General features: G+C 40.7%; 20 protein-coding genes and 1 tRNA gene. 16 read left to right on the top strand and 5 right to left on the bottom strand.

Going from position 1 to position 25,908, the window contains the following annotated elements; all coding sequences use genetic code 11:
• Positions 1–79 precede the first annotated feature (79 nt).
• Positions 80–1,237 carry an endonuclease/exonuclease/phosphatase family protein gene (locus G3O08_RS06010; RefSeq protein ID WP_163283876.1) on the top strand — a complete coding sequence of 386 codons (1,158 nt, stop codon included), beginning with the start codon at positions 80–82 and terminating at the stop codon, positions 1,235–1,237.
• Positions 1,238–1,986: 749 nt separating this feature from the next.
• On the opposite strand, the gene G3O08_RS06015 is transcribed toward G3O08_RS06010, so the two are convergent.
• A tRNA-Val gene (locus G3O08_RS06015) sits at positions 1,987–2,061 on the bottom strand.
• A gap of 199 nt (positions 2,062–2,260) precedes the next feature.
• On the opposite strand from G3O08_RS06015, the gene G3O08_RS21455 reads away from it, so the two are divergent.
• Positions 2,261–3,061 carry an O-methyltransferase gene (locus G3O08_RS21455; protein ID WP_163283878.1) on the top strand — a complete coding sequence of 267 codons (801 nt, stop codon included), beginning with the start codon at positions 2,261–2,263 and terminating at the stop codon, positions 3,059–3,061.
• A complete protein-coding gene (locus G3O08_RS06025) occupies positions 3,058–3,768 on the top strand; it encodes an ABC transporter ATP-binding protein (protein ID WP_163283880.1) in 711 nt (236 codons plus the stop codon). Before G3O08_RS21455 ends, G3O08_RS06025 begins: the two co-directional genes overlap by 4 nt.
• 20 nt (positions 3,769–3,788) lie before the next feature.
• Here the strand turns inward: G3O08_RS06025 and G3O08_RS06030 are convergent, their stop codons facing one another.
• Positions 3,789–8,189: a PKD domain-containing protein gene (locus G3O08_RS06030; protein ID WP_163283882.1), complete on the bottom strand. Its 4,401-nt coding sequence runs from the start codon at positions 8,187–8,189 to the stop codon at positions 3,789–3,791.
• A 65-nt stretch (positions 8,190–8,254) separates the two neighbouring features.
• Here G3O08_RS06030 and G3O08_RS21670 point away from each other — a divergent pair, with 65 nt between their 5' ends.
• From G3O08_RS21670 to G3O08_RS06060, 6 genes are all read left to right on the top strand, one after another.
• Positions 8,255–9,112 (top strand): M43 family zinc metalloprotease, encoded by an 858-nt coding sequence (locus G3O08_RS21670; RefSeq protein WP_163283884.1) that lies wholly within the window; start codon positions 8,255–8,257, stop codon positions 9,110–9,112.
• On the top strand, positions 9,112–10,116 hold the full coding sequence (locus G3O08_RS06040; RefSeq protein WP_163283886.1) for a PorP/SprF family type IX secretion system membrane protein: 1,005 nt from the start codon (positions 9,112–9,114) through the stop codon (positions 10,114–10,116). The genes G3O08_RS21670 and G3O08_RS06040 overlap by 1 nt, the downstream gene beginning before the upstream one ends.
• 28 nt (positions 10,117–10,144) lie before the next feature.
• On the top strand, positions 10,145–12,187 hold the full coding sequence (locus tag G3O08_RS06045) for an OmpA family protein (protein WP_163283887.1): 2,043 nt from the start codon (positions 10,145–10,147) through the stop codon (positions 12,185–12,187).
• A gap of 122 nt (positions 12,188–12,309) precedes the next feature.
• Positions 12,310–12,861 carry a cob(I)yrinic acid a,c-diamide adenosyltransferase gene (locus G3O08_RS06050; RefSeq protein WP_163283889.1) on the top strand — a complete coding sequence of 184 codons (552 nt, stop codon included), beginning with the start codon at positions 12,310–12,312 and terminating at the stop codon, positions 12,859–12,861.
• A 108-nt stretch (positions 12,862–12,969) separates the two neighbouring features.
• Positions 12,970–13,191: a DUF2795 domain-containing protein gene (locus G3O08_RS06055; protein WP_163283891.1), complete on the top strand. Its 222-nt coding sequence runs from the start codon at positions 12,970–12,972 to the stop codon at positions 13,189–13,191.
• A gap of 155 nt (positions 13,192–13,346) precedes the next feature.
• Positions 13,347–13,679: a 2Fe-2S iron-sulfur cluster-binding family protein gene (locus G3O08_RS06060; protein ID WP_163283892.1), complete on the top strand. Its 333-nt coding sequence runs from the start codon at positions 13,347–13,349 to the stop codon at positions 13,677–13,679.
• A 41-nt stretch (positions 13,680–13,720) separates the two neighbouring features.
• Here the strand turns inward: G3O08_RS06060 and G3O08_RS06065 are convergent, their stop codons facing one another.
• From G3O08_RS06065 to fbp, 3 genes are all read right to left on the bottom strand, one after another.
• Positions 13,721–14,413, bottom strand: a complete 693-nt coding sequence (locus tag G3O08_RS06065) for an outer membrane beta-barrel protein (protein WP_163283894.1) — start codon at positions 14,411–14,413, stop codon at positions 13,721–13,723.
• Between the two features lie 536 nt (positions 14,414–14,949).
• Complete coding sequence (mfd, locus tag G3O08_RS06070) at positions 14,950–18,309, bottom strand: transcription-repair coupling factor (protein WP_163283895.1); 3,360 nt, start codon at positions 18,307–18,309, stop codon at positions 14,950–14,952.
• A gap of 2 nt (positions 18,310–18,311) precedes the next feature.
• Positions 18,312–19,340 carry a class 1 fructose-bisphosphatase gene (gene fbp, locus G3O08_RS06075; protein WP_163283897.1) on the bottom strand — a complete coding sequence of 343 codons (1,029 nt, stop codon included), beginning with the start codon at positions 19,338–19,340 and terminating at the stop codon, positions 18,312–18,314.
• 137 nt (positions 19,341–19,477) lie between these two features.
• Here fbp and G3O08_RS06080 point away from each other — a divergent pair, with 137 nt between their 5' ends.
• From G3O08_RS06080 to G3O08_RS06105, 7 genes are all read left to right on the top strand, one after another.
• On the top strand, positions 19,478–19,900 hold the full coding sequence (locus tag G3O08_RS06080) for a GNAT family N-acetyltransferase (protein ID WP_317164042.1): 423 nt from the start codon (positions 19,478–19,480) through the stop codon (positions 19,898–19,900).
• Positions 19,901–19,904: 4 nt separating this feature from the next.
• Positions 19,905–21,182 carry an aspartate kinase gene (locus G3O08_RS06085; protein WP_163283899.1) on the top strand — a complete coding sequence of 426 codons (1,278 nt, stop codon included), beginning with the start codon at positions 19,905–19,907 and terminating at the stop codon, positions 21,180–21,182.
• Between the two features lie 279 nt (positions 21,183–21,461).
• Positions 21,462–21,554 (top strand): DUF1016 N-terminal domain-containing protein, encoded by a 93-nt coding sequence (locus tag G3O08_RS21120; RefSeq protein ID WP_317164043.1) that lies wholly within the window; start codon positions 21,462–21,464, stop codon positions 21,552–21,554.
• Between the two features lie 89 nt (positions 21,555–21,643).
• Positions 21,644–22,183 carry a PDDEXK nuclease domain-containing protein gene (locus tag G3O08_RS06090; RefSeq protein WP_239541007.1) on the top strand — a complete coding sequence of 180 codons (540 nt, stop codon included), beginning with the start codon at positions 21,644–21,646 and terminating at the stop codon, positions 22,181–22,183.
• 281 nt (positions 22,184–22,464) lie between these two features.
• Complete coding sequence (locus G3O08_RS06095; RefSeq protein ID WP_163283901.1) at positions 22,465–22,686, top strand: hypothetical protein; 222 nt, start codon at positions 22,465–22,467, stop codon at positions 22,684–22,686.
• Between the two features lie 144 nt (positions 22,687–22,830).
• Positions 22,831–25,353, top strand: a complete 2,523-nt coding sequence (locus G3O08_RS06100; protein WP_163283903.1) for a T9SS type A sorting domain-containing protein — start codon at positions 22,831–22,833, stop codon at positions 25,351–25,353.
• Positions 25,354–25,360: 7 nt separating this feature from the next.
• Positions 25,361–25,897: a hypothetical protein gene (locus G3O08_RS06105; protein WP_163283904.1), complete on the top strand. Its 537-nt coding sequence runs from the start codon at positions 25,361–25,363 to the stop codon at positions 25,895–25,897.
• Positions 25,898–25,908 lie beyond the last annotated feature (11 nt).

Raw genomic sequence — 25,908 nt, forward strand, 5'->3', positions numbered from 1 at the left:
AAATCCAGCCCCTGTTTTCGCATTACTCATCTTTGTACATTTGCCGCCTTTATAATTCATTCTTACACAAACCATCTCTATGAAATATTTTTTCCTGCTGTTTTCTTTTTCGATTTTCACTTTCGTGAATGCTCAATCAATTGATGATCTAAATTTCGGTACAGACTCTACTTTTGATGTAGCCACCTGGAATATTGAGCATTTCCCCAAAAACGGGCAGACTACCATTAATTATGTGACAGATATGATTTATGCGCTCGATCTTGATTATATCGCCATGCAGGAAGTAGATAATCCGGCGCAGTTTGAGAGTTTTATAGCACAACTTGAAGGGTACGAAGGTTTTTATCAGGAAAACGAATACGCGCGGCTGGGTGTAATCTATAAATCTGACTTAGTAGTCAATGATCTCTACCAGATTTTTACATCAAATCAATACGATATTGCGTTTTCGAGACCGCCAATCGTCATGGAAGTGGAATTTATGGGAGCCGATTTTGTTTTAATCAACAACCATTTTAAATGTTGTGGTGACGGATATTTAGATACCAGTGATCCTTATGATGAAGAAAACAGACGTCGTGCAGCAAGCATTTATCTGAAAGATTATATCGATACTAATTTTCCCGCTGATAATGTGATGGTTTTTGGTGACTTGAATGATATTCTCACCGACAATGTGGCTAATAATGTTTTTCAAAATTTTCTTGATGACTCTGAAAATTTTGTTTTTGCCGATATGGATATTGCTACTTCTGCTTCCGCGAATTGGTCATACCCTAGTTGGCCCTCACACCTAGATCATATTTTGGTAACCAACGAACTCTTCGATGAGCTCGAAAATGCGGATACCGAAGTGGCGTGCTTAAAAATTGAGCAGGCTTTACCGGGTGGATGGAGTAGCTATGATTCAAATATTTCAGATCACCGGCCTGTTGCAATGCGGTTTACACCCAATGTTTTTGTCGGGGTGGAAAATGCTGTTTCACGTTCAAATTATTTTAGGAATTATCCAAATCCAATGGTGAATTCTACAAATTTCCAATTTGATGCTTTAGATACCAAAGGTCAAATTAGGATTTTCAATGCTTTAGGGCAGGAAGTTGCATTGATTTCTGTAAATGCCGGACAGAAGAGTTTAAACTGGCGGACGCGTATTTTGTCTTCGGGAATTTATATCGCGCAATTGATTGATGAGCGTGGTGTTCGAGCTATTTCTAAATTGGTTGTGGAATAATTTGAAGTCTGACCTCAAAGGTCTGTGATGACTTGGCGCCTTTTGAGTTGAAAATCTGCGCTTTCCGCTCAATACTATTTTGACAACAGTTAACTTGAGCCTTATATAAGAGAGTCTTCTGATTACTTCGTGATCCAGTAAATCGTTGCCCTTGTACCCAAGCAAAAACCCACATCCCTTGCTACGCCGGGATGTAGTTTTTTTATGCCCAAAATTTTTGGATTACTTCGTGATCCAGTAAATCATTGCCTTTGTACCCAAGCAAAAAGCCACATCCCTTGCTACGCCCTAATCTCTATACACATCTTTTTTCTGCCTTTGAATCCTTTGACTTATAAATCAATTTAATTGTCTGTGAATCAATGCCTGCACACACCCCAGCCCCTAAAGGGGAGCTGCCTCCGCACGGTCTATGGTTCCATTTGAAACCTTGAATTTCATGACACGAGGACTTCGTAGATAGGTTGATTTAAATGATAAAAATGGTCTCGTGGGTGAAATGAGCGTTGGCGCCCTTCCTGCATCCGACGAGGCTTTTTGCCGAGAGGAATGCAAGGGCGCGGTAAAGCTTTGATGAACAGCGATTTATAAGGTCTGAACACCTAAAGACAATTTCGAGTACGATGTGTATAGAGATTAGTTGCTACGCCGGGATGTAGTTTTTTTATGCCCAAAATTTTGCTCAAGCAAGCTTGGCAAAAAATGCGGGCATAAAAAAACCTCATGCGAAAGCATGAGGTTTTTGCTTGTGGGCGATACTGGATTCGAACCAGTGACCCCCTGCTTGTAAGGCAGGTGCTCTGAACCAACTGAGCTAATCGCCCAAATTCCTTGTTTTGGGACTGCAAATATAGCCGAAATTTCAAAGTTGCAAACCCTATCAGGAAAATTTTTGAAAATTTTTTGGCTCAAGAGGATTTTTAGGTTGATTTATAGAATCATAGCTTTAGAGTTTTCCGTTCAATTCCCGTCAGCTACCGCTAGTAAGGCTTATTTGCCGAATTAGGAAAAGGGTGCAAATATGTGAGAATAAGAACTTATTTTCGCCACATGTCTATTGCCAAACGATACATAGCATACCGTCGCCGAGCCATTAACCGCCACGGTGTGCACTCGCCGTTTGTGTATGACCTTATTGAAAACGTATTCCGAAAGAAACATTGGGAAAACAAAGTGGCGATTAAATGCTTGCGCAAAGAACTTCGAAAAGATTATACAGGAATTGAGGTTGATGATTTGGGCGCTGGTTCACGCGTTAACAATAATCGCCAAATAAAGGTGAGCAAGATTCTCAAAGTGAGCACCACACCACTGCACAAATCGGCAATGCTGCAACGTCTGGTTGATTTCATGAACTATAAATCAATTCTTGAACTGGGCACAAATCTGGGCGTTACCACTTCTGTGCTCGCTTCCGCGAAAGCGAAACCAAAACTTGTCTCAATTGAAGGAGCACCCGAACTAGCGGATCTTGCTGTTAAAAATCTGGAAAAACTCAACCTCAAAGCCGAAATTATGGTTGGATCTTTTGAAGATACCTTAGATTTAGCTCTCGGCCAGTTTGAGAAATTAGATATGGCGTATATTGATGGAAATCACCGTAGAGATGCTACTCTGGCTTATTTTGATGCTATAAAAGAAAAAATGCATAACGATTCAGTTCTAATCATCGGTGATATTCACTGGAGCGACGGTATGGAAGAAGCCTGGGAATTGGTGAAAGCAAAGCCTGAAGTGCGCGTTACCATTGATCTTTTTGATATGGGGCTGGTTTTTTTCAGAAAGGAAATGACCCCTGAACATTATACAATTTACTACTCATGAGCGATTCATTAATTAAAGTACGCGATTTAGCCAAGATTTATCAAATTGGAAACCAGGAAGTTCAAGCCTTGCGGAGCATAGATCTGGATATTCAAAAAAACGAATACGTGGCGCTAATGGGGCCTTCGGGAAGCGGAAAGTCAACCCTGATGAATATCCTGGGCTGCCTGGACACACCAACCCGCGGAACCTACTTTTTGAATGGTCAGGATGTAAGCAAAAAAGAAGACGATGAGCTCGCCGAAGTGCGAAACCGTGAAATTGGATTCGTATTTCAAACGTTTAACCTTTTGCCGCGCTATTCAGCTCTCGAGAATGTGGCTCTTCCACTCATCTACAAAGGCGTTGGAAAAACAGAACGACTGGAGCGTGCTCGCGAGGTACTGACGCAGGTAGGGCTGGGAGATAGAATGGATCACAAACCAAATGAACTTTCAGGAGGGCAGCGTCAGCGTGTGGCCGTTGCTCGTGCATTGGTAAACAAGCCCTCTATCATACTGGCCGATGAGCCCACCGGAAACCTGGATTCCAAAACTTCTTATGAAATTATGGCGCTTCTTGACGATATTCACCACCTGGGAAATACGATTATTCTGGTAACGCACGAAGAGGATATTGCGCTAAGGGCGAAGCGGATAGTGAGGTTGAGAGATGGGGTGGTAGAAAGCGATAATCCGGTAGAATCGGTGGCAACGACCGACTCGTAAATCTATCCTTATTGCATTTCTTACCGAACCAAATCAACGAAGCCTTTCAGGATCGTGGGTTCTCCATAAATATAATTTTTAACCACTACGATATAAGCATAAGAATCAGGACTTTGTAGTTCGCCTTTGTAAGTACCGTCCCAACCCTCATCTATACTATTGGTTTGAAATATCTGCTCTCCCCACCTGTTGTAAATGCTAAACGACTGTAAGGACTCTATTCCCCATCCTTTTACAAAAACTTTGTCGTTAATGCCATCGCCATTAGGTGTAAACGCATCTGGCAAACCAGCCGTCGCCACTTCCAATATTTCGAAATAGAAATAGGAATCGGTAGAGAAACACCCCAATGTATCAGTAATTGTAAGGGTATAGATTCTATCTTCGAGCGGGGTGAAAATAGTGCCGGGGCAGGTACTGCATTCCAATTCGATATTTGGAGTCCATTCATAGGTGTAGCCCGCGCCCAGATTAAATCCGGCAAATGCGGAGTCGCCAATGCGCAAAATGGTGTCTTTCTCTATACTCGGTGCCGGTTGATACACCACAACATCTGATTGTGCCGCTGAAGTACAATCATTGGTATCAGTTACAAGAACAGTGTACAATGTAGAAGTTTCGGGACTTGCAAACACCACAGCTGAAGTAGGGTCATCAATAGTTCCTGCCGGTTGCCAATTGTAGATTATTCCTCCTGTAGCGGTAAGCAATATATCCTCGCCGCGACATATCTCGCCACTATTCACGTCGGCTATAGGAAGTGGGTAAATGAGCATATATTTCTCAACTGTGTCGCGGCATCCCAGCAGGCTCTCCACTTGAAGATTAATGGTGTATTCTCCGGGTGGTAAATTTTGATTTGGCGGTTCTGCCGAAGTATAGGTCTGACCGTTGCTGTATGTCCACAAAAACGAAGTGGCGTTGGGCGTAGATGTATTTGTAAATAAATCTGGAATACCAAAACAGTGAATAGAATCGGTGACTGAAGTTTCATTATTCCGGTCAAAACCGGCAATTACTTCTTCAATAATCAATTGGGTAGTACGTGCAGAAGAGCATACACTATCTGGGCTATACATAACAAGAGTAATAAGCGTTTGGCCTGTGGTGGGAATAAAACTTACCTCATACTCATGAAAAGCCGGCCATTCATTTGTTGCTTCATTACCGTCACCAAAATCAAATTGCCAAGTTGCCAAATCGGCCGTGTCGGTGAGATTTAATTCAATGCTTCCTCCGGGACAAATTGCCATAGGGTTTAAGACGATTTCGGCAACCGGCCCTTGCACTTGTACCACAAGAGTGGTATCGCTGATACAGCCGTAAGTGGTTTCTACTTCCAGATCGATATTGTAAAATCCGGGAGCTTGAAAAGTGGTTTGAACGGTTTGCGCGCTAAGCGTACCACCGCCCATATTGAGATTCCATGAACGCGAGTCAAAAACATCTGCAATGGATGCGTCTGTAAAAGAGGCGATTACCGGGTAGCATAGCACCTCATCATCCTCATAGCTCGGATCGATTATAGCCACGGGATAGGCCTGTACATCAACAAGCGATTGGGTAAGGGTTCGTGCACAACCAAACAGGTCGGTTACAGTTAGCGTAATGTCGTAGCTGCCGGCATCGGTAAAAATACTGCTACCACCAGCACCTATTGATGTTGAGTCATTGCCGTATTCCCAATCATAAGTATGTGAATTTATATCAGATGCGGTTGGCTGAAAATTCACCACATCGCCTACGCAGATGTTGGATTGTCCAATAACTTGAAAATCCGGATTGGGACCCAAAGGTGTAATTACCAGATTTTGGATATTTGAGGTGCATCCCAAAGCATCTGTTACCACAAGACTTACTGTGAAAGGTAGCGGATTGTTGTTGATATCGTAATCAATATCTTCAAAAATATTTGTCGGGTTTTGATCTGAGCTGGTATTGCCATCGTCAAAATTCCAATTCCACGACACAATGGTCGTATCTGCTTGGGTCAAATCAGAAAAATTCACTTCTAAGGGCGGACAACCAAAGAGCATGTCGGCCTCGTAAGCGGCAGTAATATCAAATACCCTAATTAATGCCGAAGTGGAATCGACACAACCATTTACATCTTCAACAAAAAGTTGTGTCGTAAAGTCGCCTCCCTGAGGGAATACGTGGTTTGTGGTTGGTAATGAGGTTTTAATAGGACGCGAACCATCGTTAAAGTACCATAAGTAACTGCGATTGCATTCAGTATTGCTCACATCTACTGAGTTAGTAGCACTCATAGGTACAGATTCACCCGTGCACGCCAAACTCTGAAAATTTATGTTAGCAGAGACTTGTCTCACTTTTACTATTGTGGAATCAATGTAGGGTTCACATCCGGTTGCATCTGAGTAACTTGTGAGTTTTACAATGTAATCGCTACTTTGAAGATAAGTGTGATTCGCAAAGTCATCTGTCGAATTTTCTATTACAGTACCATCGCCAAAATCCCAGGTCCAATAATCGGCTTCGGAAGTGGTAGCAGTAAAAGTGTAATCTAATGGTGTATCGCAATTACATTCGTAATTTAATTTGCCAATAGGGCCAAGCACTGTAATATTTTGAGTGTAACTATCAATACAGCCGTTGTACTCAACGTGTTGGGTTACAGTTTGGACGCCTGTTACGTCGTCAAAAATAAGTTCGGGTTCAGCCTCATCGGTACAGTTATCAAGGGTAAAGCCGTCACCGGAATATGAGTATGCATCTATTAAATCGGAATTTACGGAAGTATTGGTAACCTGCACCGGCTCACCTTGGCAAACGGTGGTAGGCTCAATTGTAAAAGTAGGAGAAACGGGTTCGCCCACTTCAATAATATGTGTGAAAGATGTGTCAATACAACCTTCGGTGGTGGTAATAATCAGATATGCTTCATACTCTCCGGAGTTATTGTACGAATGCCCGGGATTGGTCGTTTCTGTTTCGTTTAAAATTTGTCCGTCTCCAAAATGCCATTCCCATTCTGCGATGTTTCCCGGTATATAATAAGAGCTTTCATCGTTAAATACGGTTTGAAGAGGCGCGCAGCCCTGTGTTTTTGTTGGATAGAAGAGGGCATTCGGCAAGGCAATTGAATCAATAATTTGTGCAGTGCCTGTGCAACCATTTATTGTAGTGAAGGTGACTAAAGTTCCAAAAATCTCCAACCCATTCCTATCATATTCACCCGGGCCGATGTAATCAAGCGGATGTGTAGGATTAGCCTCTGTTGAGGTTTCCCCACCATAAAAATTCCATGAGTATTCGTCAATAATGTAATCTGAAGAAACGGAATAGGTGAAGTCGGCCGGTTTAAAACAGGCGTACCCCGGATTTGAAACAATCTGGGCGGTAGGAATTTCAGTTTCCACTGTGGTGGATGCCTGAGCAGAACAACCTGATACATTAATTGAATATGTAACGGTAAAAATTCCTTCAGAATTATACGTGTGGAAAAGCGAATAGCCTGAAGTGCCATCACCATAATTAAACAACCCACCTTGTGTACCGTCTATTTCAAATTGCACATCGCCGCATGAAACCCCATTTGTAAGGCCCAAAACATTAATCTCGGCAGTGGGTTGCTGCACCGATACCGGAATTGATAAGGTGGCCGTACATCCCACATTATCTGTCGCCGTATATACAATGGTATAAGTACCTTCGGATGTATAGGTTATTGAGCCGGGTATTTGCTGGTCAGATGTTTCGCCGTTGCCAAAATCCCAACTATGGGTCAGTGCAGATCCGGTGGGGCTATTTGAAGTTGTAGCATTGGTAAAAGAAACATTTAGCGGAGCCTCACAAGCCACTACCGGATTTGGATTGGTTGTAATATTAATTGTCGGCGGTTGAGAAACGGCTACTGCATTACTTTCGTTAACAGAGGCCGTGCATCCATTTCCATCTGTTACAATAAGTGTTACCGTATAAGTTCCGGGATTGGCGTAAGTATGATTTACGCTTGGACCCGTGCCGCCAGATCCATCACCGTAATCCCACTGCACATTTGTGATGGCCGATCCACTTCCTCCTGTTGAGGCATCTGTGAATTGAATCGATTCACCAAGGCAAATACCATCAGCCGGCAATAAGTTAAAATCTACCACCGGATTAGCATAAACTGTAATTGTGAGGTTAGCACTCACCGAGGAGCCTCCGCTGGTAGCCGTGTAGGTAACGTTATAAACTCCGGGATTGGCAAAACTGTGGGTCGGACTCGGTAAGTTTGAAGTAGCTCCGTCATCAAAATTCCATAATATATTGGTGGGATTTACAAAACTGCTGTTAAAAATTACACTTGCCAAAGGCGCGCAGCCTTCGGTTTCACTTGCGTTAATCTGGGCATTTAAAGCTATAGTGCTTAATGTTAGGACGGTAGTCGCAATCAGGAAAAAAATATATTTCATCGCTCTTGTTAAGAGTTGCTAAACTAAAAAAAAATCTCGTCCTTTAGGCGATTAAAATGAAATTAGTGAGACAAGTTTTATTGATTGCCACATTTTTGAGCATCCTTTTTTTGTGTTCTACGCATACATTTGCTCAAACCGATTTTCGCTGTGGTACCGTTATTCCTCATGATTATCTCGAATCCCAAAAGAGAGCTATGCCAGGTTATTTTGGCTGTGAGCAAATTAATCGTGTTAACAGAAAAATATCTGTTCTTTTTCAAGTGATAAGAGACAGTGTTGGCGGTACTGGTGTTACCGATGCAAATCTAGAACAATCGATAAACCGATTGAATGAAATCTGGGCACCAACCGGTATTTCTTTCGAATTTTGTGAAAGACGAAATTTGGATAACCATCAGTTTAACGAGTTTGTACAATTAACAGACGGCGAAGACATGGAGGCAATGTATTATGAGCCGAACGTTATAAACGTTTTTATTTCAGCAACTGTTAATACCATCTCTCAGGGCGATGTTGCGGGATACGCATACCCACCGGGTGGCAAGGATATTGTTCACGTTAAGAAGAGCAGTATGCAAGATCCCGAGTTTCCCGTTTTAATTCACGAAATGGGTCATTTTCTTGGGTTATTACATACCTTTGAAACTTCTACGGGGGCTGAACTTGCAGATGGTTCAAATTGCACTTCTGCCGGAGATCTAATTTGCGATACCGAAGCAAGCCCAACGAATAATCCCGCCGATTTTAGCGGAACTAATTGTAACTATATCGGAATGCCGGCTGCTGATGCAATGGGAAATTTTTATGTGCCACCATCAAAAAATTTCATGTCGTATTCAGGTTGTGGATGTGAATTTACAAAACAGCAGTACAACCGTATGGTGGAGCAGTATTTACAAATACGAAACTACTTGTGGTAATGCGTTATATTTTTAGTTTTGCATTTGTACTGTGTGCCTTTTTGGCAAAAAGTCAAGACCTCCATTTTTCGCTAGCAGATTATTCTCCGCTTACGCTAAATGCCGGAGAAACAGGTCTGTTTGACGGCGATTGGCGTGTTACAGGTAACTACCGCCAGCAGTGGAAAAGTATTGGACAGCCCTTTCAAACTATCGCAGCAGCTTATGATCAGCAGATATATGCGCTGCCAGGCCAATTCAGTGCAGGTTTGGTAGTCGTAAACGATCAAAGTGGTGCTATCGACCTCATAAACAATCGGGTATATCTAAGTATGGCTTATGCCCACAATACTCCGCTTTGGACTTTCAGCGCAGGGATTCAACCCGGGTTTGTCATCAAGAGCTACAATCTGAATGGTACCAGCTTTCCAGAACAATACAACGATAATATTGGGATCTATGATCCTTCGCTTCCTTTATCGGAATCAAATTTAAGTAATCAAACAAATTATTTTGATCTGAATGCCGGGCTTGCCGCCGAAAGAAAATTAAAATCGGGATCGATCAAAGCAGGTTTTTCCGTTCAGCATCTCAATGCGCCAAATGTATCGTTTTTTGATAATAAAGACCAATTGGCACAGCGCTTTAATAGCTATGTAAAGTGGAATCACGATTTTAAATCAGATGTTTTCATAAGGACTATGGTGCTGGTTTCTACTCTCCAAAAGGCACAGGAATTAGTTTTTGGCGGCGATGTGGGTCTCTATGTTTCGGATTCTCCAAACGGCGTGAAAGAAATTTCTCTCGGCATGGATCTGCGAAATGGGTTCAACAGAAATGCAGACGCTTATATTTTAAGTCTCGGCGTGGTAATTAGCGATTTTAGGGCTGCTCTAGCCTACGATGTTAATTATTCAAATCTAAATCAGGCTACAAACAACCGCGGAGCTATTGAATTCTCGCTAATTTACATTAGTCCCAGTACAGCAATTAAACACATTACTATTCCTTGTGATCGGTATTAAAAACATTTTCTTTTGTCTATTTATCTGTTTGCTATCTCTTCAGAGCTTTGGCCAATTAAGAGATACTGCAGGCTTGAGTGCCGGAAAGCTCAAGAAAATTTCTATAAATGCCGAGCGCTATGGCGATTATTATACTGCCTTAAATTATTATTCGGCTTATGCTGCCAAAAAGCAAAATACTGCTGAGGTGCAGTACAAACTTGGCTCGCTTTACGAGAAAAACCGCGATTATAAAAATGCTGCTGAAACCTATATGAAGGCTTATGGGCTTGATGAAAAAAATCCACAAGCCCTCTACGACCATATTCGAATGGTAAAAATGACCGGCGATATTGAAAAAGCACGGGTAGAATACAAATCCTTTGAGGACAATATTCGCAAAATGGGTTACCACAATAATTGGAAGCGAATTTTGCGCACCGAAATTGCCAGCTGCGATACGGCTCTTGCGCTTATTGCTGACAGCCTTCCGGTGAAAATAACCAATTTGGGACCGGAGATTAATGGCCCGCATCAAGATTTTGCTCCTATTCCAATAAGCGATTCAGAGTTCGTTTTTGGATCGTTGCGCGAGAATGAAATTAAGTATTTCTCGGTTGATAGTACTACAACTCGCCGCCATCTCTATATATCTAACCGCGATGAACAGGGTTGGAGCCCTGCGCAACATTGGGATGTGCCGTTTAATAATACAGACTATCAAGTAGTAAACGGCAGCTTCAATAGAGATGGAGATTTATTCATTTGCACCCGTTGCCAGGAAAATTGGAAGCGCGAGATGACGTGCAAACTATGGTCTGTCAAAAAAGAAAATGGCGACTGGCAATCTGCCCAACTATTGCCTGAAGAGATTAACGGAGAAGGACTTATCGTAACTCAGCCAGCTATGGCGTACGATCAAAGAAAAGAGCGTGATGTGCTTTATTTTTCCAGCAATAGCCCAGATGGAAAAGGTGGGATGGATATTTTCTATACCTACTTCGATACGCGTAAAAACGCATGGAGCAGACCTAGAAATCTGGGAAGACGCATAAATGGCGAGGGAGACGAAATAACCCCGTTTTTTAACCAAAAAGAGAAAAAACTCTATTTCAGTTCATCTAGTTATTCAGGCATGGGAGGTATTGATATCTACTCATCGCGCGGTGAGCTAAGCAGGTTTGGAAAACCTATAAATATGGGCTATCCCATCAATTCTACTGTTGATGATTTTTATTTTGTACTCAACGACGATCGCGAAAGTGGTTTTTTGGTTTCCAACCGCGCCGGGGGTTATCAAATGATGAACGAGACCTGCTGCGATGACATATACGAATTCAAAATAGACGACGTAGTTCATATTGATATGGAAGGATTCGTAATGCGGGTAGACGAAGAAGACTATGCAAAAGGCGAAGGCGACAAACTTTCATCAAAAGCATTTAATACAAATTTTCTCGACGATGTACAGGTTGATCTTTACCTAATTGAAGAGGATCAGGAAGTACTCATGGAGCGTTTTAAAACCAGTGGTGATGGTACTTTTAAAGTCAACTTTGAGTCTGAAAAGCAATACAAGGTGGTGCTTTCAAAAGAAGGTTTCTTTTCGAATAATATCGATGTAGATACACGGGGAATCTCCGAGTCTGAAACAATACATCAAAATATTGGCTTGAGTGAAATTAGCGGACGCAGCATTGTAATGGGCAATATAAATTATGAATTTGATTCAGCCGAACTCACTTCTGAATCGCGTTATGAAATTGACAAAGGAATTCTCAATATCTTGCGTGAAAACCCCGGAATAGTTGTCGAAATAAGTTCGCATACAGATAACCGCGGTGAACTCAAATACAATACTGATTTATCTCAGCGCCGAGCCGAAAATGTTATAAAATATCTAACCGAACGGGGTATCGCATCAGACAGACTTCAGGCCAAAGGCTATGGTGAGTCAAATCCAATTGCGCCCAACACCAACTCCGATGGTTCTGACAATCCCGAAGGACGCGCGGAAAACCGCCGCACAGAGTTTAAAATTCTCGAAAACCGGAAAACACTCAGCGATGAAGACGATGAAAACGAAGAGTAAAGTCGGTATCAGAGGCTGATATATCCTGAGCTATCGCCATTTTCCGGAAGGCAAAATAAGTGTTGTTTTTTTCAAAACAAGTTCGTACTTTATTGGTTAAGCCTTTAGAATTAAATTAAATCATGAAAATTTACACGAAAACAGGCGACAAGGGAAAGACAAGCTTGCTTGGTGGTTCAAGAGTTGCAAAATACAATCTGCGTATTGAAGCGTATGGAACGGTAGATGAACTTAACGCTCATATTGGCGTTCTTCGCTCTGGCGAAATAGATGCCGATACCCAGGAAGTTCTTATTTCTATCCAGTCTATGCTTTTTACTTCTGGTTCTCAACTGGCTTCAGAGCCCGGTAAACACAAGATTAAAATTCCTACTCTCAAAGATGAGTCGGTTACTTTTCTTGAGACTCAAATTGATAAAATGGAAGAAGATCTTCCGCCGATGCGAAACTTTGTACTTCCGGGCGGACATCCTTCTGTAGCTGCGGCGCACGTGGCAAGAACAGTTTGTAGAAGAGCAGAACGAATTGTACTTCATTTAAAGGATGAAAGCGATGTTCCTGATCCGGTTCCCGTTTTTTTAAACAGGCTGTCTGACTTTTTATTCGTGCTAAGCCGAAAATTAAGCAAAGACCTCGGTGCAAAAGAGATGCCGTGGATTTCTGAAAAGGATTAAAAAACATTAAATCAATTACTTAGCTCACTTTAAAATAAAGTTGGCTGTTACAACAAAAATTTTACTTTTGCGTATTCTTAAAATACCCAATAAAAACGCCTACAAATTATGTATTGGACACTTGAATTAGCTTCATATCTTGAAGACGCCCCATGGCCTGCAACGAAGGACGAACTTATCGACTATGCAATGCGTGCAGGAGCTCCGCTAGAAGTAGTAGAGAATCTACAGGAAATTGAAGAGGTGGGCGAGGTCTATGAAACTATAGAAGATATTTGGCCCGATTATCCCACAAAAGAAGATTTCTTCTTTAATGAAGATGAATATTAGCTTCTTTTTCAAATAAGATTATTCGAGCCGCTGCAATTTTGTAGCGGCTTTTTATTTAGATAAATAGATTCGAATTTGGCTTTTTAGCCAATGAGTAAAAACTGGAGCAAGAAATCTCGTACTTTCAAATTACGATTACGGAGATAATGGACGCGATGAAAAATGTATGCTTTACAATAATAGATACCATTGGGGAATCACATCTTGTTGAAGTAAAACCGTACGCCTACAATTCTCTTATGGAATTTATCGTCGATGAACTTTACGAAGAGATTGGCGACTGCATGGGGCGCGCATGGTGTGGCACGTGCATTTTGAGGCAAATAAACGGTAGGCAAATTACTCAGCTTGAACCAGATGAGAAAATCATGCTTGAAAAATATCCCAATCCAGATAAGGATTGGATAAGGCTGTCATGTCAAATAGAAATTACCCCTGATCTTGAAAATACCTGCTGGGAAATTGTAGACAGTAGGTTGATTATGTGATTTTTTATCAATTCCAAAAACCAAAAACCAAAAACCAAAAACTAAAAGCTAAAAGCCAATCCCAGCGAAAAGGTAAGTTGATCTGTTCTTGACTGTTGGTTTTCATAGTTGTAAGCACCTTCACGAGAAATATTGATAGATTCAGGATTGATGTATTGCGCACGATCGCCTTTTAATTTCTCAAATCGAGCTTCCAAAAATACGCCACTTATTAATCGGTATTGTAAGCCGACTGCCCAGCCGGTTACCCATACAAAATCGCGGTCTGTAACTTCGGTAAGCGGATCTGTATCAGTGCCATGAGGAGTAACCATCAGCAATTTTGATTTCACGCTATAGGTGCGCATTCCGGCAATAACTTCGCCATAAGGTCTGAAATCTCCATTGAAAGGTCTAAGCCTTCCGTGAACGTAATAGGTATAGGCGTTGCCGTTGAGTTTTAATTCTGCTTCCTGCTCGTTTCCCATTTCATCGGCAATATAAACATCGCGCCCTTCTCCGCCGATTTTATTCCAAGCAAATCCACCTCCGGTTTCAATAGGCAATTTAAAGATTGGCATAGAAAGAGCAGCGTTTAAGCCAAACGGCGTGCCTTTGTAAAGCTCTGCGTACTCACCGCGCGGAACAGCTAATTGTGCACCACCCGATATGGTTGCCCCACGTCCTGGCAATTGGGCGAAAGCCGATACTGACATGAAGCCTAAAAGAATAGAGAAGAGTAAAACCTTTTTCATAACCGATGAATTTGGCTATGGATTCCAAAGATTGCGCCAAAAATTTAAATAATTGATTACCATTTAATTAGAGTTATTTTCGTTGGTTGATTTTCCGTTTCCGTAATTGGATAATCTATTGGCACTATTAACCGCAAAGACGCAAAGGTTGCGCAAAGGCGCGGATGACGCTCGTGTAGCCTACGCACTCCGCCAAGGCTCGCGTCTCGCGAGGCTTTTTTTATCTGGCGTCCCGCCAGGTTCGCTTTGAATAAAATGAATACTATTAGATATTAACTGATCACAACATAAATGTTATTGGAAATATTAGTCGATTTTCCTTCGAGAAACCCGGCGAGACGCCGGACAAAGCGTTGCCAAGCAAAGAGCTTAGCGACAGCGCGCTTTCAGGCTTGTTGCTAACCGTACGTCTCTGCGCAAATAGCGAATAGAGAGTTTTAAATACCAATTAATCCATCAAGTTTCAGTGAATTTTTGGATCTGATAAATGTTATTTGTTACTTGAAAAGCCTTGCCTATTGCCTATTGCCTATTGCCTATTGAACCCCCGCAACAGTACTCATTTCCAGCAATGGCCGCAAAGAATCAAGCGCACTACCAATATCAGTAACATCGGTTTTAGACAACCGCAAACTATCACCCTTCTCGTACATCTTATAGCCTGAAGGATTGGTCTTGATAAAATCTAAAACACGAGAAAAGGCCTTACTCTGATAATAGGGCGATTGCTGATTAGAGATAAAATTCCCGATCATTTTTCCGCCTTTCAGCAAAAGCTTTTCAAAGCCAATCTCTTTGGCAAGCCAACGCAATCGAATCGCATTGAGAAGGGCTTCGGTTTGCTCCGGAATTTTACCAAAACGGTCATTTAACTGAATTCGATAATTCTCCAATTCGGTATCGCTGCTTATTGTATCGAGCTCGCGATATATGCTTAGCCTTTCGGTAATGTCAGAAACGTAATATCCCGGAATTAAAATCTCAAAATCAGTCTCAAGAATACAGTCAGAAACATATTCACCAAGCTTTTCATTCTCTTCGTGATAGAGATCCTTAAATTCATTTTCTTTAAGCTCGCGAATGGCTTCATTGAGAATTTTCTGATAGGTCTCAAATCCGATATCGGTAATAAAACCACTCTGCTCGCCACCCAGCAAATTTCCGGCTCCGCGAATGTCAAGGTCTCGCATTGCAATATTGAGTCCACTGCCCAGGTCGCTAAATTGAGTTATTGCCTGCATCCGCTTACGCGCCTCGCTCGAAATAACCGAAAGGGGAGGTGAAATTAAATAGCAAAATGCTTTTTTATTGCTTCTACCCACGCGGCCGCGCAGCTGGTGTAAGTCACTTAGCCCAAAGTCATTGGCGTTATTAATAATGATGGTGTTGGCATTCGGAATGTCAATACCTGATTCAATAATTGTGGTTGCCACGAGCACATCGTAAGAGCCGTCAATAAAGTCGGTCATTACCTTTTCCAGTTTTTTTCCATCCATCTGGCCGTGACCGATTGCCACTTTTGTGCCCGGACAAAGCCGCTGAATCATACCGGCAATTTCCTGAATATTTTGAATTTTATTGTTTACGAAAAACACCTGTCCGCCACGGCTTACCTCATAGCTTATGGCATCACGAATAATCTCTTCATTAAATGTAAACATCTCTGTTTGAACGGGATATCTATTCGGTGGAGCCGTATTGATTATGCTCAAATCGCGGGCACCCATCATAGAAAATTGAAGCGTTCGCGGAATTGGAGTAGCCGTTAGCGTAAGCGTATCTACATTTGCTTTTATGGTTTTGAGCTTGTCTTTTACACCTACACCAAATTTTTGCTCCTCATCAATAATCAGCAAACCAAGATCTTTGAATTTCACTTGCTTGCCTACAAGCTTATGTGTTCCAACAATAATGTCAATCTCACCTTTTTCAAGCGCCTTGAGTGTTTCTGTTTGCTGCTTGGCGCTCACAAAACGGTTTAGCAATCCCACCCGGCAGGGAAAATCTTTAAGCCTTTCGGCAAAATTCTTTTTGTGCTGCAAAGAGAGTATGGTTGTTGGAACCAATACTGCTACTTGTTTGCTGTCGCATACCGCTTTAAACGCAGCACGAATGGCAATTTCGGTTTTTCCAAACCCCACATCACCGCATACGAGTCTGTCCATTGGCGATGGTGACTCCATGTCTTCTTTTACCGCCTGAATCGCTTTTTCCTGGTCGGGAGTATCTTCATAAATAAAAGATGCTTCAAGCTCTGTCTGTAAATAATTATCCTCTGAAAAGGCAAATCCTGTTTCAGCTTTGCGCTGTGCGTAAAGTTTAATAAGATCGTATGCAATCTGCTTAACCTTGCTCTTGGTTTTTGCTTTAGCTTTTTGCCAAGCCGCACTTCCCAATTTATTTATAGACGGCTGCGTTCCATCCTTTCCAGAGTATTTGCTAATGCGGTGCAGCGAGTGAATGCTCACATAAAGTATATCGTTGTCGCGATAAATCAATCTGATGGCTTCCTGCTCTTTTCCGTTTACATCAATTTTTTCAAGACCCGAAAATCTTCCAATTCCATGATCAATATGCGTTACAAAATCGCCCGGTTCAAGGCCGCTCAATTCCTTGATGGTCATGGCTTCCTTGTTTTTCTTAAAGCCTTCTTTTAAGTAAAACCGGTGGTAACGTTCAAAAATCTGATGATCGGTATAGCAGCAAAATTTTAATTCTTTGTCGATAAATCCATCAGCGAGCTCATCAACAATGGGCGTAAACTTCACACGCGCATCCATATCGTGAAAAATTCGCTCAAGCCGTTCAATCTGCTTCTCGTTAGCCGAAAAAATAAAATTGGCGAATCCTTCTGCAGTGTTTTTCTTCAAATCCTCGATTAGTAGGTCGAAATTTTTGTGAAAGATGGGCTGGGGTTTCTGGTGGTATTCAAATTTTATTTCCGCTTCCGCGAATGTATGCCCAACATTGATCAGGCTAAAACGAGCTAAAATTTTTGCAAAGTTGTCTCCGTCAATAAAGCCTTCCGATGGTTTTATGTGATTTAACGGCGATTTAATATTTTTGAATTGTTTTTCGGCAACTTTAAAATGATGATCTAGTCTATCAGAGATAAACTGCTCATCTTTAAGCCAAACTGCGGTATCTCTATCTACAAAATCAAGAAATGATTCCTTAGATTCGAGCATTGTTTTTTGCTGAATGTTCGGAATAATGGTAAAAGTCGTTGCGTCATTGATCGATAGTTGGGTTACCGGATTAAATCTTCGCAGAGACTCTACATCGTCGCCAAAAAACTCAATTCTATAAGGGTGGTCTTCGCCGAAAGAAAACACATCAACTATTCCGCCGCGAATAGAAAACTGGCCGGGCTCGTATACAAAGTCAACCCGGTGAAATTCATATTCAGTAAGGAGTTCATTTAAAAAACTGATTGAATAGTTGCCACCAAGCTTCAGCTCAAAGCTGTTTGTTTTGAGTTGTTTTCGTGTTACCACGCTTTCCGAAAGCGCCTCAGGATAGGTTACGATGGCGCGAGGTATATTGCCTTTTTGTGAAAGCGATTTTAGTACTTCTGCGCGAAGCACGACATTGGCATTGTCGGTATTTTCGGTTTGATAAGGTACGCGGTACGTCTCCGGAAAGAAGAAAGTTTGAAGTCCGTTTTCTTCAAATCTTTGCAAGTCATTTTGAAAATAGGCCGCTTCCTCTTTATCGTTAAAAATAAAGATGTGATCTCGCTTGTCTTTGCGGATAATTGCCTGCGCAACAAAAGCCATTCCCGAACCCGATAATCCGCGCAGAGAAACTCTTGCCTTTTTGGCATTCAATGCATTGCTAACAAGCAACGCTTTATTGTCATTAAAATAATGCTGTGCTAAATCGGTAATATTCATGTTTACTTTCGAACAGCCACCTCGCTATGTTCTGCCATATAGGCCTCGGCTTGCTCTACCATATTTTTAGATCCTATAAACAAAGGTGTTCTTTGGTGAAGCTCTTCGGGTGTAATTTCCAAAATTCGGTTTTTACCATCCGACGCGACTCCACCGGCTTGTTCAACAATAAAAGCCAGCGGAATGTTTTCGTACATCAGGCGCAATTTTCCATTTGGATTAATGCCCGTTGCTGGATATATATAAATTCCACCTTTAATCATATTTCGATGCACATCAGCTACAAGAGAACCTATATAACGGCTCGTATATGGTCGTTGTGTTGCCTCATCTTCTTCCTGGCAGTATTTAATATATCGCTTTACTCCTTCGGGAAATTGCTTGTAATTTCCCTCGTTTATAGAGTAAATTTTCCCGTCTTCCGGAATGCGCATATTGGGATGCGAGAGACAAAATACGCCGATCGATGTGTCGAGTGTAAATCCATTTACCCCATGTCCGGTGCTGAAAACCAGCATAGTACTACTTCCGTAAATGATGTATCCGGCAGCTACAAGGTCGAGTCCCGGCTGTAAAAAATCTTCTAACTGGGCAACTGTTCCGGGTTTGGTTTTTCGGCGATAGATTGAGAAAATCGTTCCTATAGAAACATTCACATCAATATTTGACGATCCATCGAGCGGATCCATCATAACAATATATTTCCCCCACATCGACTCTCCTTTGTCAAAGGCAATAAAATCGTCGTTTTCTTCCGAACCGATTCCGCAAACTTCATGCTGTGCTCTAAGGGCATTAATCATTTGCACATTTGCATAAACGTCAAGCTTTTGTTGGGTCTCCCCCTGAATATTTTCCTGTCCGGCCGACCCGAGAATATCATCAACAAGTCCGGCTTTATTTACCTCTCTGTTTACCACTTTTGCTGCAAGCCTAATAGCACTTAACAGCCTGGAAAGCTCGCCTTTAGCGAATGGGAAATCAGATTGACGTTCAACTATAAATTCGCCGAGGGTGGTAAGTTTATCCATGGTTCTTTTAGTAAATTGCGCAAATATGGTGATTTTAGACGACTTAAATTCTTTATTGGCTTACCTATATTTGTTTCCTTTGTTTCGTGAAAACTAAAATTATACTCAGAGATGCAATCCGTGAAGATTGCAAAATAGTGCACGATTTGATTCGTGAACTTGCCATTTTTGAAAAGGCCGCCAATGAAGTGGAGGTCACTGTAAATCAACTCGAAGAAGATGCTTTTGGCGACAATGCTATTGTAGAAATACGCGTAGCAGAAATGGATGGAGAGATTGTGGGAGCCTCGCTTATATACGAAAAGTACAGCACCTGGAAAGGGCGCTCGGTGCATCTCGAAGATTTGATTGTGCGCGAATCGCACCGTGGAATGGGAATAGGATCTATGCTTTTTGATCAGATTGTAAACCTTGCCAAAGAGCGCGGCTATGGCCGAATGGAGTGGCAAGTGCTCGATTGGAATGAACCGGCAATAGCATTTTACAAAAAATACGGAACCACCTATTTATACGATTGGCTGGATTGTAGATTAACCGCCGACGATATTAAAAAACTTTGACAGAATGAAGATTTACAAGTTTGGAGGTGCCTCGGTGCGCGACGCTGCTGCAGTAATAAATGCGGCAAAAATTATTAATTTAAATCCGAGGCAAGATCTGGTTGTAGTGGTTTCAGCAATGGGAAAAATGACCAATGCACTCGAAAGTATTGTGCTTGCTTACCGCCAAAATGATGAGTCTCTCTCTGTGCTTTGCGATAAATTTTTTGAATACCACGCTGCAATCGTCAAAGATTTAAAAATGGGTAATGGTAAGCTCATGGCTAAACTGGAAGAAATTCAAACCCAATTTAACGCGCAATTGGAAAAACCGGCCACTGATAATTTTGATTACGATTATGATCAAATAGTGAGTTTTGGAGAAATTTTTTCGAGCACTATTTTGTCTGGATATCTTGACCATATCGGCCTTAAAAATACTTGGGCTGATGCGCGAAATCTGATCAGAACCGACAATACCTACCGCGAAGGAAAAGTAATATGGGATAAAACCACAGAATTGATCAAGGAAGCTTGGGCTAAGGCAAAATCAGCCACAGGCAGCGACCGAACCATACTGCTAAGCCAGGGTTTTATTAGCCATACGGCAGAAAGAAACACTACAACTCTGGGCCGTGAGGGGTCTGATTTTTCAGCAGCTATATTTGCGTATGCACTTAATGCCGAATCGGTAACGATCTGGAAAGACGTGCCAGGAATGCTGAATGCCGATCCTAAATACTTTAGCGATGCCGTAAAACTGAAGCGCATTAGCTACAAAGAAGCTATCGAACTCGCGTATTATGGCGCTTCGGTAATTCATCCAAAAACCATCAAGCCGCTTCAAAATAAAGAGATTTCTCTTATTGTAAAATCGTTTTTACATCCCGAAGAGGAAGGAACGCTTATAGAATCAAGCACTTTTAGCGATTCGCTTATTCCATCCTTTATTTTTAAAATTAATCAGGTTTTGATCTCTTTCATTCAACGCGATTTTTCATTTATTGCTGAAGAAAATTTGAGCCAATTATTTCGAATATTTTCAGATAATCGGGTTAAAATCAATATGATGCAAAACTCGGCTATCAATTTTTCAATTTGTATTGATTACGAACCCGAAAAGCTTGATGCCATTCGTGCTTCTTGCAAGGATGATTATGATGTGCTTTACAATAAACCTTGTGAGCTGGTTACAATTCGGCATTATAATAATGAAACAATTGGCCGATTGGCGATTGGGAAAAAGGTTTTGTTGGAACAGAGGAGTAGAAGTACGGTGCGGATGATTTTGGTGGAGGAGTAAGGGTTTTGATTCTTTTTTTTGTCGGTTTCCCAATTGTCGTGCCGCGGCACGACAATTCAGTTTTGAGTTCTATTCTATCTTTCTCTTCTGGTTGAGAACAATATTATTCGCTTCTTTTGCGAGGTTATGCCACATAGTTCTAATAATAGAATTTGAGGAGATTGCCGTAATTTATCACTGTTTTCCCAAGTTTAAGATTGTCGTGACGCGTCACGACAATTCAATTCATCCCTTTTCTTATCTTTAGCTCCCTTTGCTAATGTTTTTCCAAATTTTGAGATTGTCGTGCCAGTGGCACGACAATTGAATTGGTCGCATTTCACCATTCTTATTCCTATAAAAGATGATGAAAAACGGAAGTATTATCTTTAAAAGCAGCGGAAGAAACTTGGAGTAGACGTGAATTAAGACGCCAAATAGATCGCAAATCATTTGAGCGCAAAGAAATTGCCCAATTACAATTGGTAGAAACAGAATTAGAAATTCAGGCCAGTTTTAAAGATCCATATTTTTTCGACTTTCTGGGATTGAAAGATGGCTATCTTGAAAATGATTTGGAAGCTGCTATTCTGAAAGAATTAGAACATTTTATACTGGAAATGGGCAAAGGTTTTGCCTTCGTTGCAAGACAAAAAAGAATAATTCTGGACGGAAAAGATTTCAAGATTGATTTACTATTCTTTCACCGTAAATTAAAGCGACTGGTAGCAATTGATCTTAAACTTGGAAAATTTGAAGCCTCGCATAAAGGTCAAATGGAACTTTATTTAAAATGGCTCAATAAGCACGAAAGACAAGGAGATGAAGAAGCTCCAATTGGTTTAATCCTCTGCGCCGAAAAAAGCAATGAACAGATTGAACTACTCGAAATGGGAAAGGACGGCATAATGGTGGCTGAATACTGGACTGAACTTCCGTCTAAAAATCTTTTAGAGCAAAAGCTTCAGCAATTATTAATTGAGGCGAAGGCAAGAATTGAGCATAAAAACTTAATGAAATAAATTGCTCTAAACGGTTTCGTGATATTTAAAAATTAGAGGCCTTGAAATAGCCATGCTCAGCCACGAGACTTAAATTGTGGTGAACCGAAATGTTTTGTAACCTGAATACATTGAGTTAAGACTTCAATATAACTACAATCATTGCTAATTTTTGCCACTTTTCATTTATTTGCGTTACCCTACGAATCTGATAATTTATAGAATAATCCTAAATTGATTGAATCTCAACTTACTTTTCAATAAACTTGAATGTTAGGCAGGCACTTAATAATAAATTTATCATGGATAATACTATTGTCAACCGTTATATGAAGCTTATTGAACCGTTGGCCATTAATTTGAAGTTAGAATTGTTGTCAAGATTATCTGACAGTCTTAAAAACAATTTCGTAAAACAGCCGGAAGACAAGGAAGAATTGCTTGAAGAATTCGCTGGCTCATGGAGTGACGTAGAAGACGACTTGCTGAAAGATATTTATAATAGTAGATCGAGTAGTTGCTAATGCTCGGTTTTTAACACGATACGATAATAATCTCTATGTGAAGGAATTAAATGGATAAACTGAAATTAAAAACGAATCATAGTGCAGTTAATAAAGTATTTTTTACATTTATACAAAATATTTTAATAACCTCAACCTGAAACTATGAAAACTCTCTACCAATCATTATTCCTTTGTACAATACTGTTATTACTTACAGCAAATCTTAAATCATACGGTCAAGAAATTCCCATTGATATAATTGATAGAGTAAACGCAGTTGACTATATTTTTGAAGGTGAAGTCATAAAATCAACACCTTACAAAACAGCGAACGGAAGATACATATACACTTCAAATACTATTGAAATATCCAAAATACTGAAAGGAAACCTGAAGTGTGGGACAATAGAACTTATAACAGATGGTGGCATTGTTGACGACCATTGGGTTGACAAATCTCATAGTTTAAATTTGACTGAGAAATGTAAAGGTATTTTTCTTGCCACCAATACTGGAAAAGAACTTTCATCGGTCGATTTTTATGATGAGAATAACCTTCAAAAAATTGAAGCCACTTTTCAAAATCAATCCTTTATTAAATACTGGCATGATGGGGTTGAATGGCGGATATCTGATCTCTGGGCAAATTATGACAGCCTTATACAGGTTTATAATCTTGCTGAATTAATTACAGGGCTTAACTTCAAAGATTGCGAAAGATCTTCTCTTTTTGAAAATGATAATGAAGAACATGAAGTTGAAATTGCGGAAAAGGCTATTGTAATGCCGATCTACGACCCTGCCGAGTTTGAAAAGCTAAAAAATTATGTTGCGCATAAGAAAAGAGAATACACGAAACAAAACAATAGTAGAGATAACGATAAAGTTTTCTACGAACTCGAAAATTTTATTATCTCTGGCTCCACTACCAAGTTTTTAGAATTTGACGTAACTATTAGAGACAATTTGGGAACCGGATATTTGGATCTTTCTGCTATAAGGATAGTATATGATACTGATGTGTTTGGGTCTAACATTGTATCAAATTCCAATATTGAGACAACTCGGGGCACAATCAACTCTAATTCGAACTGCTATGCAGATCCTTTCCCATCCGATCTTGCACCCAACGCTTTTTATGTATGGGCATTAGAAACGACTTATTCCCAGTGTAAAGAACCAATTCTCACTACTCCGCAGAAACTGATGCACTTGAAAATGCGCATTCAAGACTGCGCTGTTCCATCAAACATTCAGTTGCTCGATACGGCCACTTTCTTCGACCCCAGTCTCATTCTTGGTCTTTCAGCTTATTCCGCATTTCCTGCTGATACTTTTAGTACTTTTTACACAGAACTACAACATTTGCAGACTACGCCTGTACCTGCTTGTGTTCCAACCATTACGAGTTTCACTCCCAGCACCGTTGCGGGAGGTATTTTGGACGAGCTTGAAATTCGGGGATTCCAATTTGGCGCTGTGCGTGGAAACGGTACTGTGTTTTTTAAGAATGCCAACGATGGTGGAACGACTGAAGTAGCCTGTGATGCAGGAGACTTTCTGTCTCCGTTCTCATGGACAGATACCCTTATACAGCTTTATGTACCATCAGTTGATACAGCCATAATTCAGGGTGTAGCTGTTCCACATTCACCCGCAGGTTCGGGATATTTTCGTGTTGTAACAAATGATGCGCTTTCTGCAACTAGCCCAGAACCCATTAACATTTCTTATTCCGTAGTTGCCAACGCATCCACTACACCTAAAAGTTCTGCTTTTCTGGCAACTACACCAAACCAGAATGGGCAATACATTTTTCACATTGACACCTTGGTTGCTGCCTACCAAAATGGAGCAATGATTCCGGTTATAAAAAAGGCACTTCACGAGTGGACATGTCTAACTGGTATTGATTGGGTTTTGGCATCAGAAACGAACTTTACTACCCAACCAGGCCCACAATTAGATTCAATCTGTACAATCACATTCGCAAATCTTGGTACAAATATAGGCGGTGCCACTCAACTTGCTTTAAACACTTCTCAAAGAAAACCTTGCCCACCCTTCTTTTATACCATTGATTCAGATATTCAAATTAATAATGATCCTGACATTATTTGGTTTATTGACACAATTCCAACAAGCCCAATACCCGCTGGCCAGAATGACCTCTATTTTGCCTTATTACACGAATTAGGACATGCTCACAATATGCAGCATCTTATTAGTCCCAATGACATCATGCATTTTGCTGATAACACTGCAGGCTCGTTTAGAAAAATAGAATTGTACTTAGACCAACCCGCGTATGATGGCGGGAACTGGGTTATGGATAAGAGTTTTCAATATCCTGTATCTGGGACGAGTTGTATTATGTCCGACATTTCTTCAATTTCTAGTCCAATATGTAGTAATGTCACAGCGGTTGTTGATTCTAAAAGTGAAAACTCCATTTCGCTTCACCCGAATCCATTTTCTGATCATCTAACAATAGTTGCTAAGGGGCAATATATTAGGTCAGTATCTATAATCGATATATCGGGAAAAGCTGTTGCTGTAAAGACAAATATCAAATACAATACCTCAACTCTTGATTTGAGCAAATTGGACAATGGCATATATATTATCAAGACATTTCTTCAAGATGGATCAACAGGAATAGCTAAAGCAATTAAATCTGAATAAATAAGTAATGAAGTCAAAGTTCGCATATTTATCAATCGCAGTTGTAACCATAATCTTTGTTATTGGCTGTGTTACTGCAAAAAAAACATCAGCACCTGTTTCTGCTCAGGTAAATTCAATATCTGAAAAAATTGAAACGCCTTTTACCGTTTATCGCTTTAGAGGTAATGTTTATGATAGAAAAAAGAGCCCAAGGTTTGCTTTCGTTGCGGCTATTGGTGATTCTGGTTATATCCAAGGAGCACCAGGCAATATGGATTCAGGATATTATAACTTTTCACTTTCAGCAGAGAGAGCCAGTAAAGTTAAGGCATTAAGAGTTACCTTATCTCAATATGACACAATTATCCAAAAGTTTGACTTTGGGCGATTGAGAGATTCTATTGTAATTAATGATTTTACTTTAAATTTTATACCTGTCGAATATTATATTGTGAATGGTTATCAAGATCATATAGGTGGCGGAGCTATCTCGGCAGATACTATCTGGCTTGACAAGTATGGAAAACCAATAAAAAAAGAAAAGAAATGGAAGAAAGAGTAGGAGCATTTAAA

Origin of the sequence: Cryomorpha ignava (genome assembly GCF_010686655.1) — a bacterium.
In the GTDB taxonomy this organism is placed as follows: Bacteria; Bacteroidota; Bacteroidia; order Flavobacteriales_D; family Cryomorphaceae; genus Cryomorpha; species Cryomorpha ignava.

Bases quoted from the DNA above. Each gene is read 5' to 3' on its own strand.
- G3O08_RS06010 (WP_163283876.1), top strand. From the start codon at position 80: ATGAAATATTTTTTCCTGCTGTTTTCTTTTTCGATTTTCACTTTCGTG.
- G3O08_RS06025 (WP_163283880.1), top strand. From the start codon at position 3,058: ATGAGCGATTCATTAATTAAAGTACGCGATTTAGCCAAGATTTATCAA.
- G3O08_RS06030 (WP_163283882.1), bottom strand. From the start codon at position 8,189: ATGAAATATATTTTTTTCCTGATTGCGACTACCGTCCTAACATTAAGC.
- G3O08_RS06040 (WP_163283886.1), top strand. From the start codon at position 9,112: ATGCGTTATATTTTTAGTTTTGCATTTGTACTGTGTGCCTTTTTGGCA.
- G3O08_RS06050 (WP_163283889.1), top strand. From the start codon at position 12,310: ATGAAAATTTACACGAAAACAGGCGACAAGGGAAAGACAAGCTTGCTT.
- G3O08_RS06055 (WP_163283891.1), top strand. From the start codon at position 12,970: ATGTATTGGACACTTGAATTAGCTTCATATCTTGAAGACGCCCCATGG.
- G3O08_RS06060 (WP_163283892.1), top strand. From the start codon at position 13,347: ATGAAAAATGTATGCTTTACAATAATAGATACCATTGGGGAATCACAT.
- G3O08_RS06065 (WP_163283894.1), bottom strand. From the start codon at position 14,413: ATGAAAAAGGTTTTACTCTTCTCTATTCTTTTAGGCTTCATGTCAGTA.
- mfd (WP_163283895.1), bottom strand. From the start codon at position 18,309: ATGAATATTACCGATTTAGCACAGCATTATTTTAATGACAATAAAGCG.
- fbp (WP_163283897.1), bottom strand. From the start codon at position 19,340: ATGGATAAACTTACCACCCTCGGCGAATTTATAGTTGAACGTCAATCT.
- G3O08_RS06085 (WP_163283899.1), top strand. From the start codon at position 19,905: ATGAAGATTTACAAGTTTGGAGGTGCCTCGGTGCGCGACGCTGCTGCA.
- G3O08_RS06095 (WP_163283901.1), top strand. From the start codon at position 22,465: ATGGATAATACTATTGTCAACCGTTATATGAAGCTTATTGAACCGTTG.
- G3O08_RS06100 (WP_163283903.1), top strand. From the start codon at position 22,831: ATGAAAACTCTCTACCAATCATTATTCCTTTGTACAATACTGTTATTA.
- G3O08_RS06105 (WP_163283904.1), top strand. From the start codon at position 25,361: ATGAAGTCAAAGTTCGCATATTTATCAATCGCAGTTGTAACCATAATC.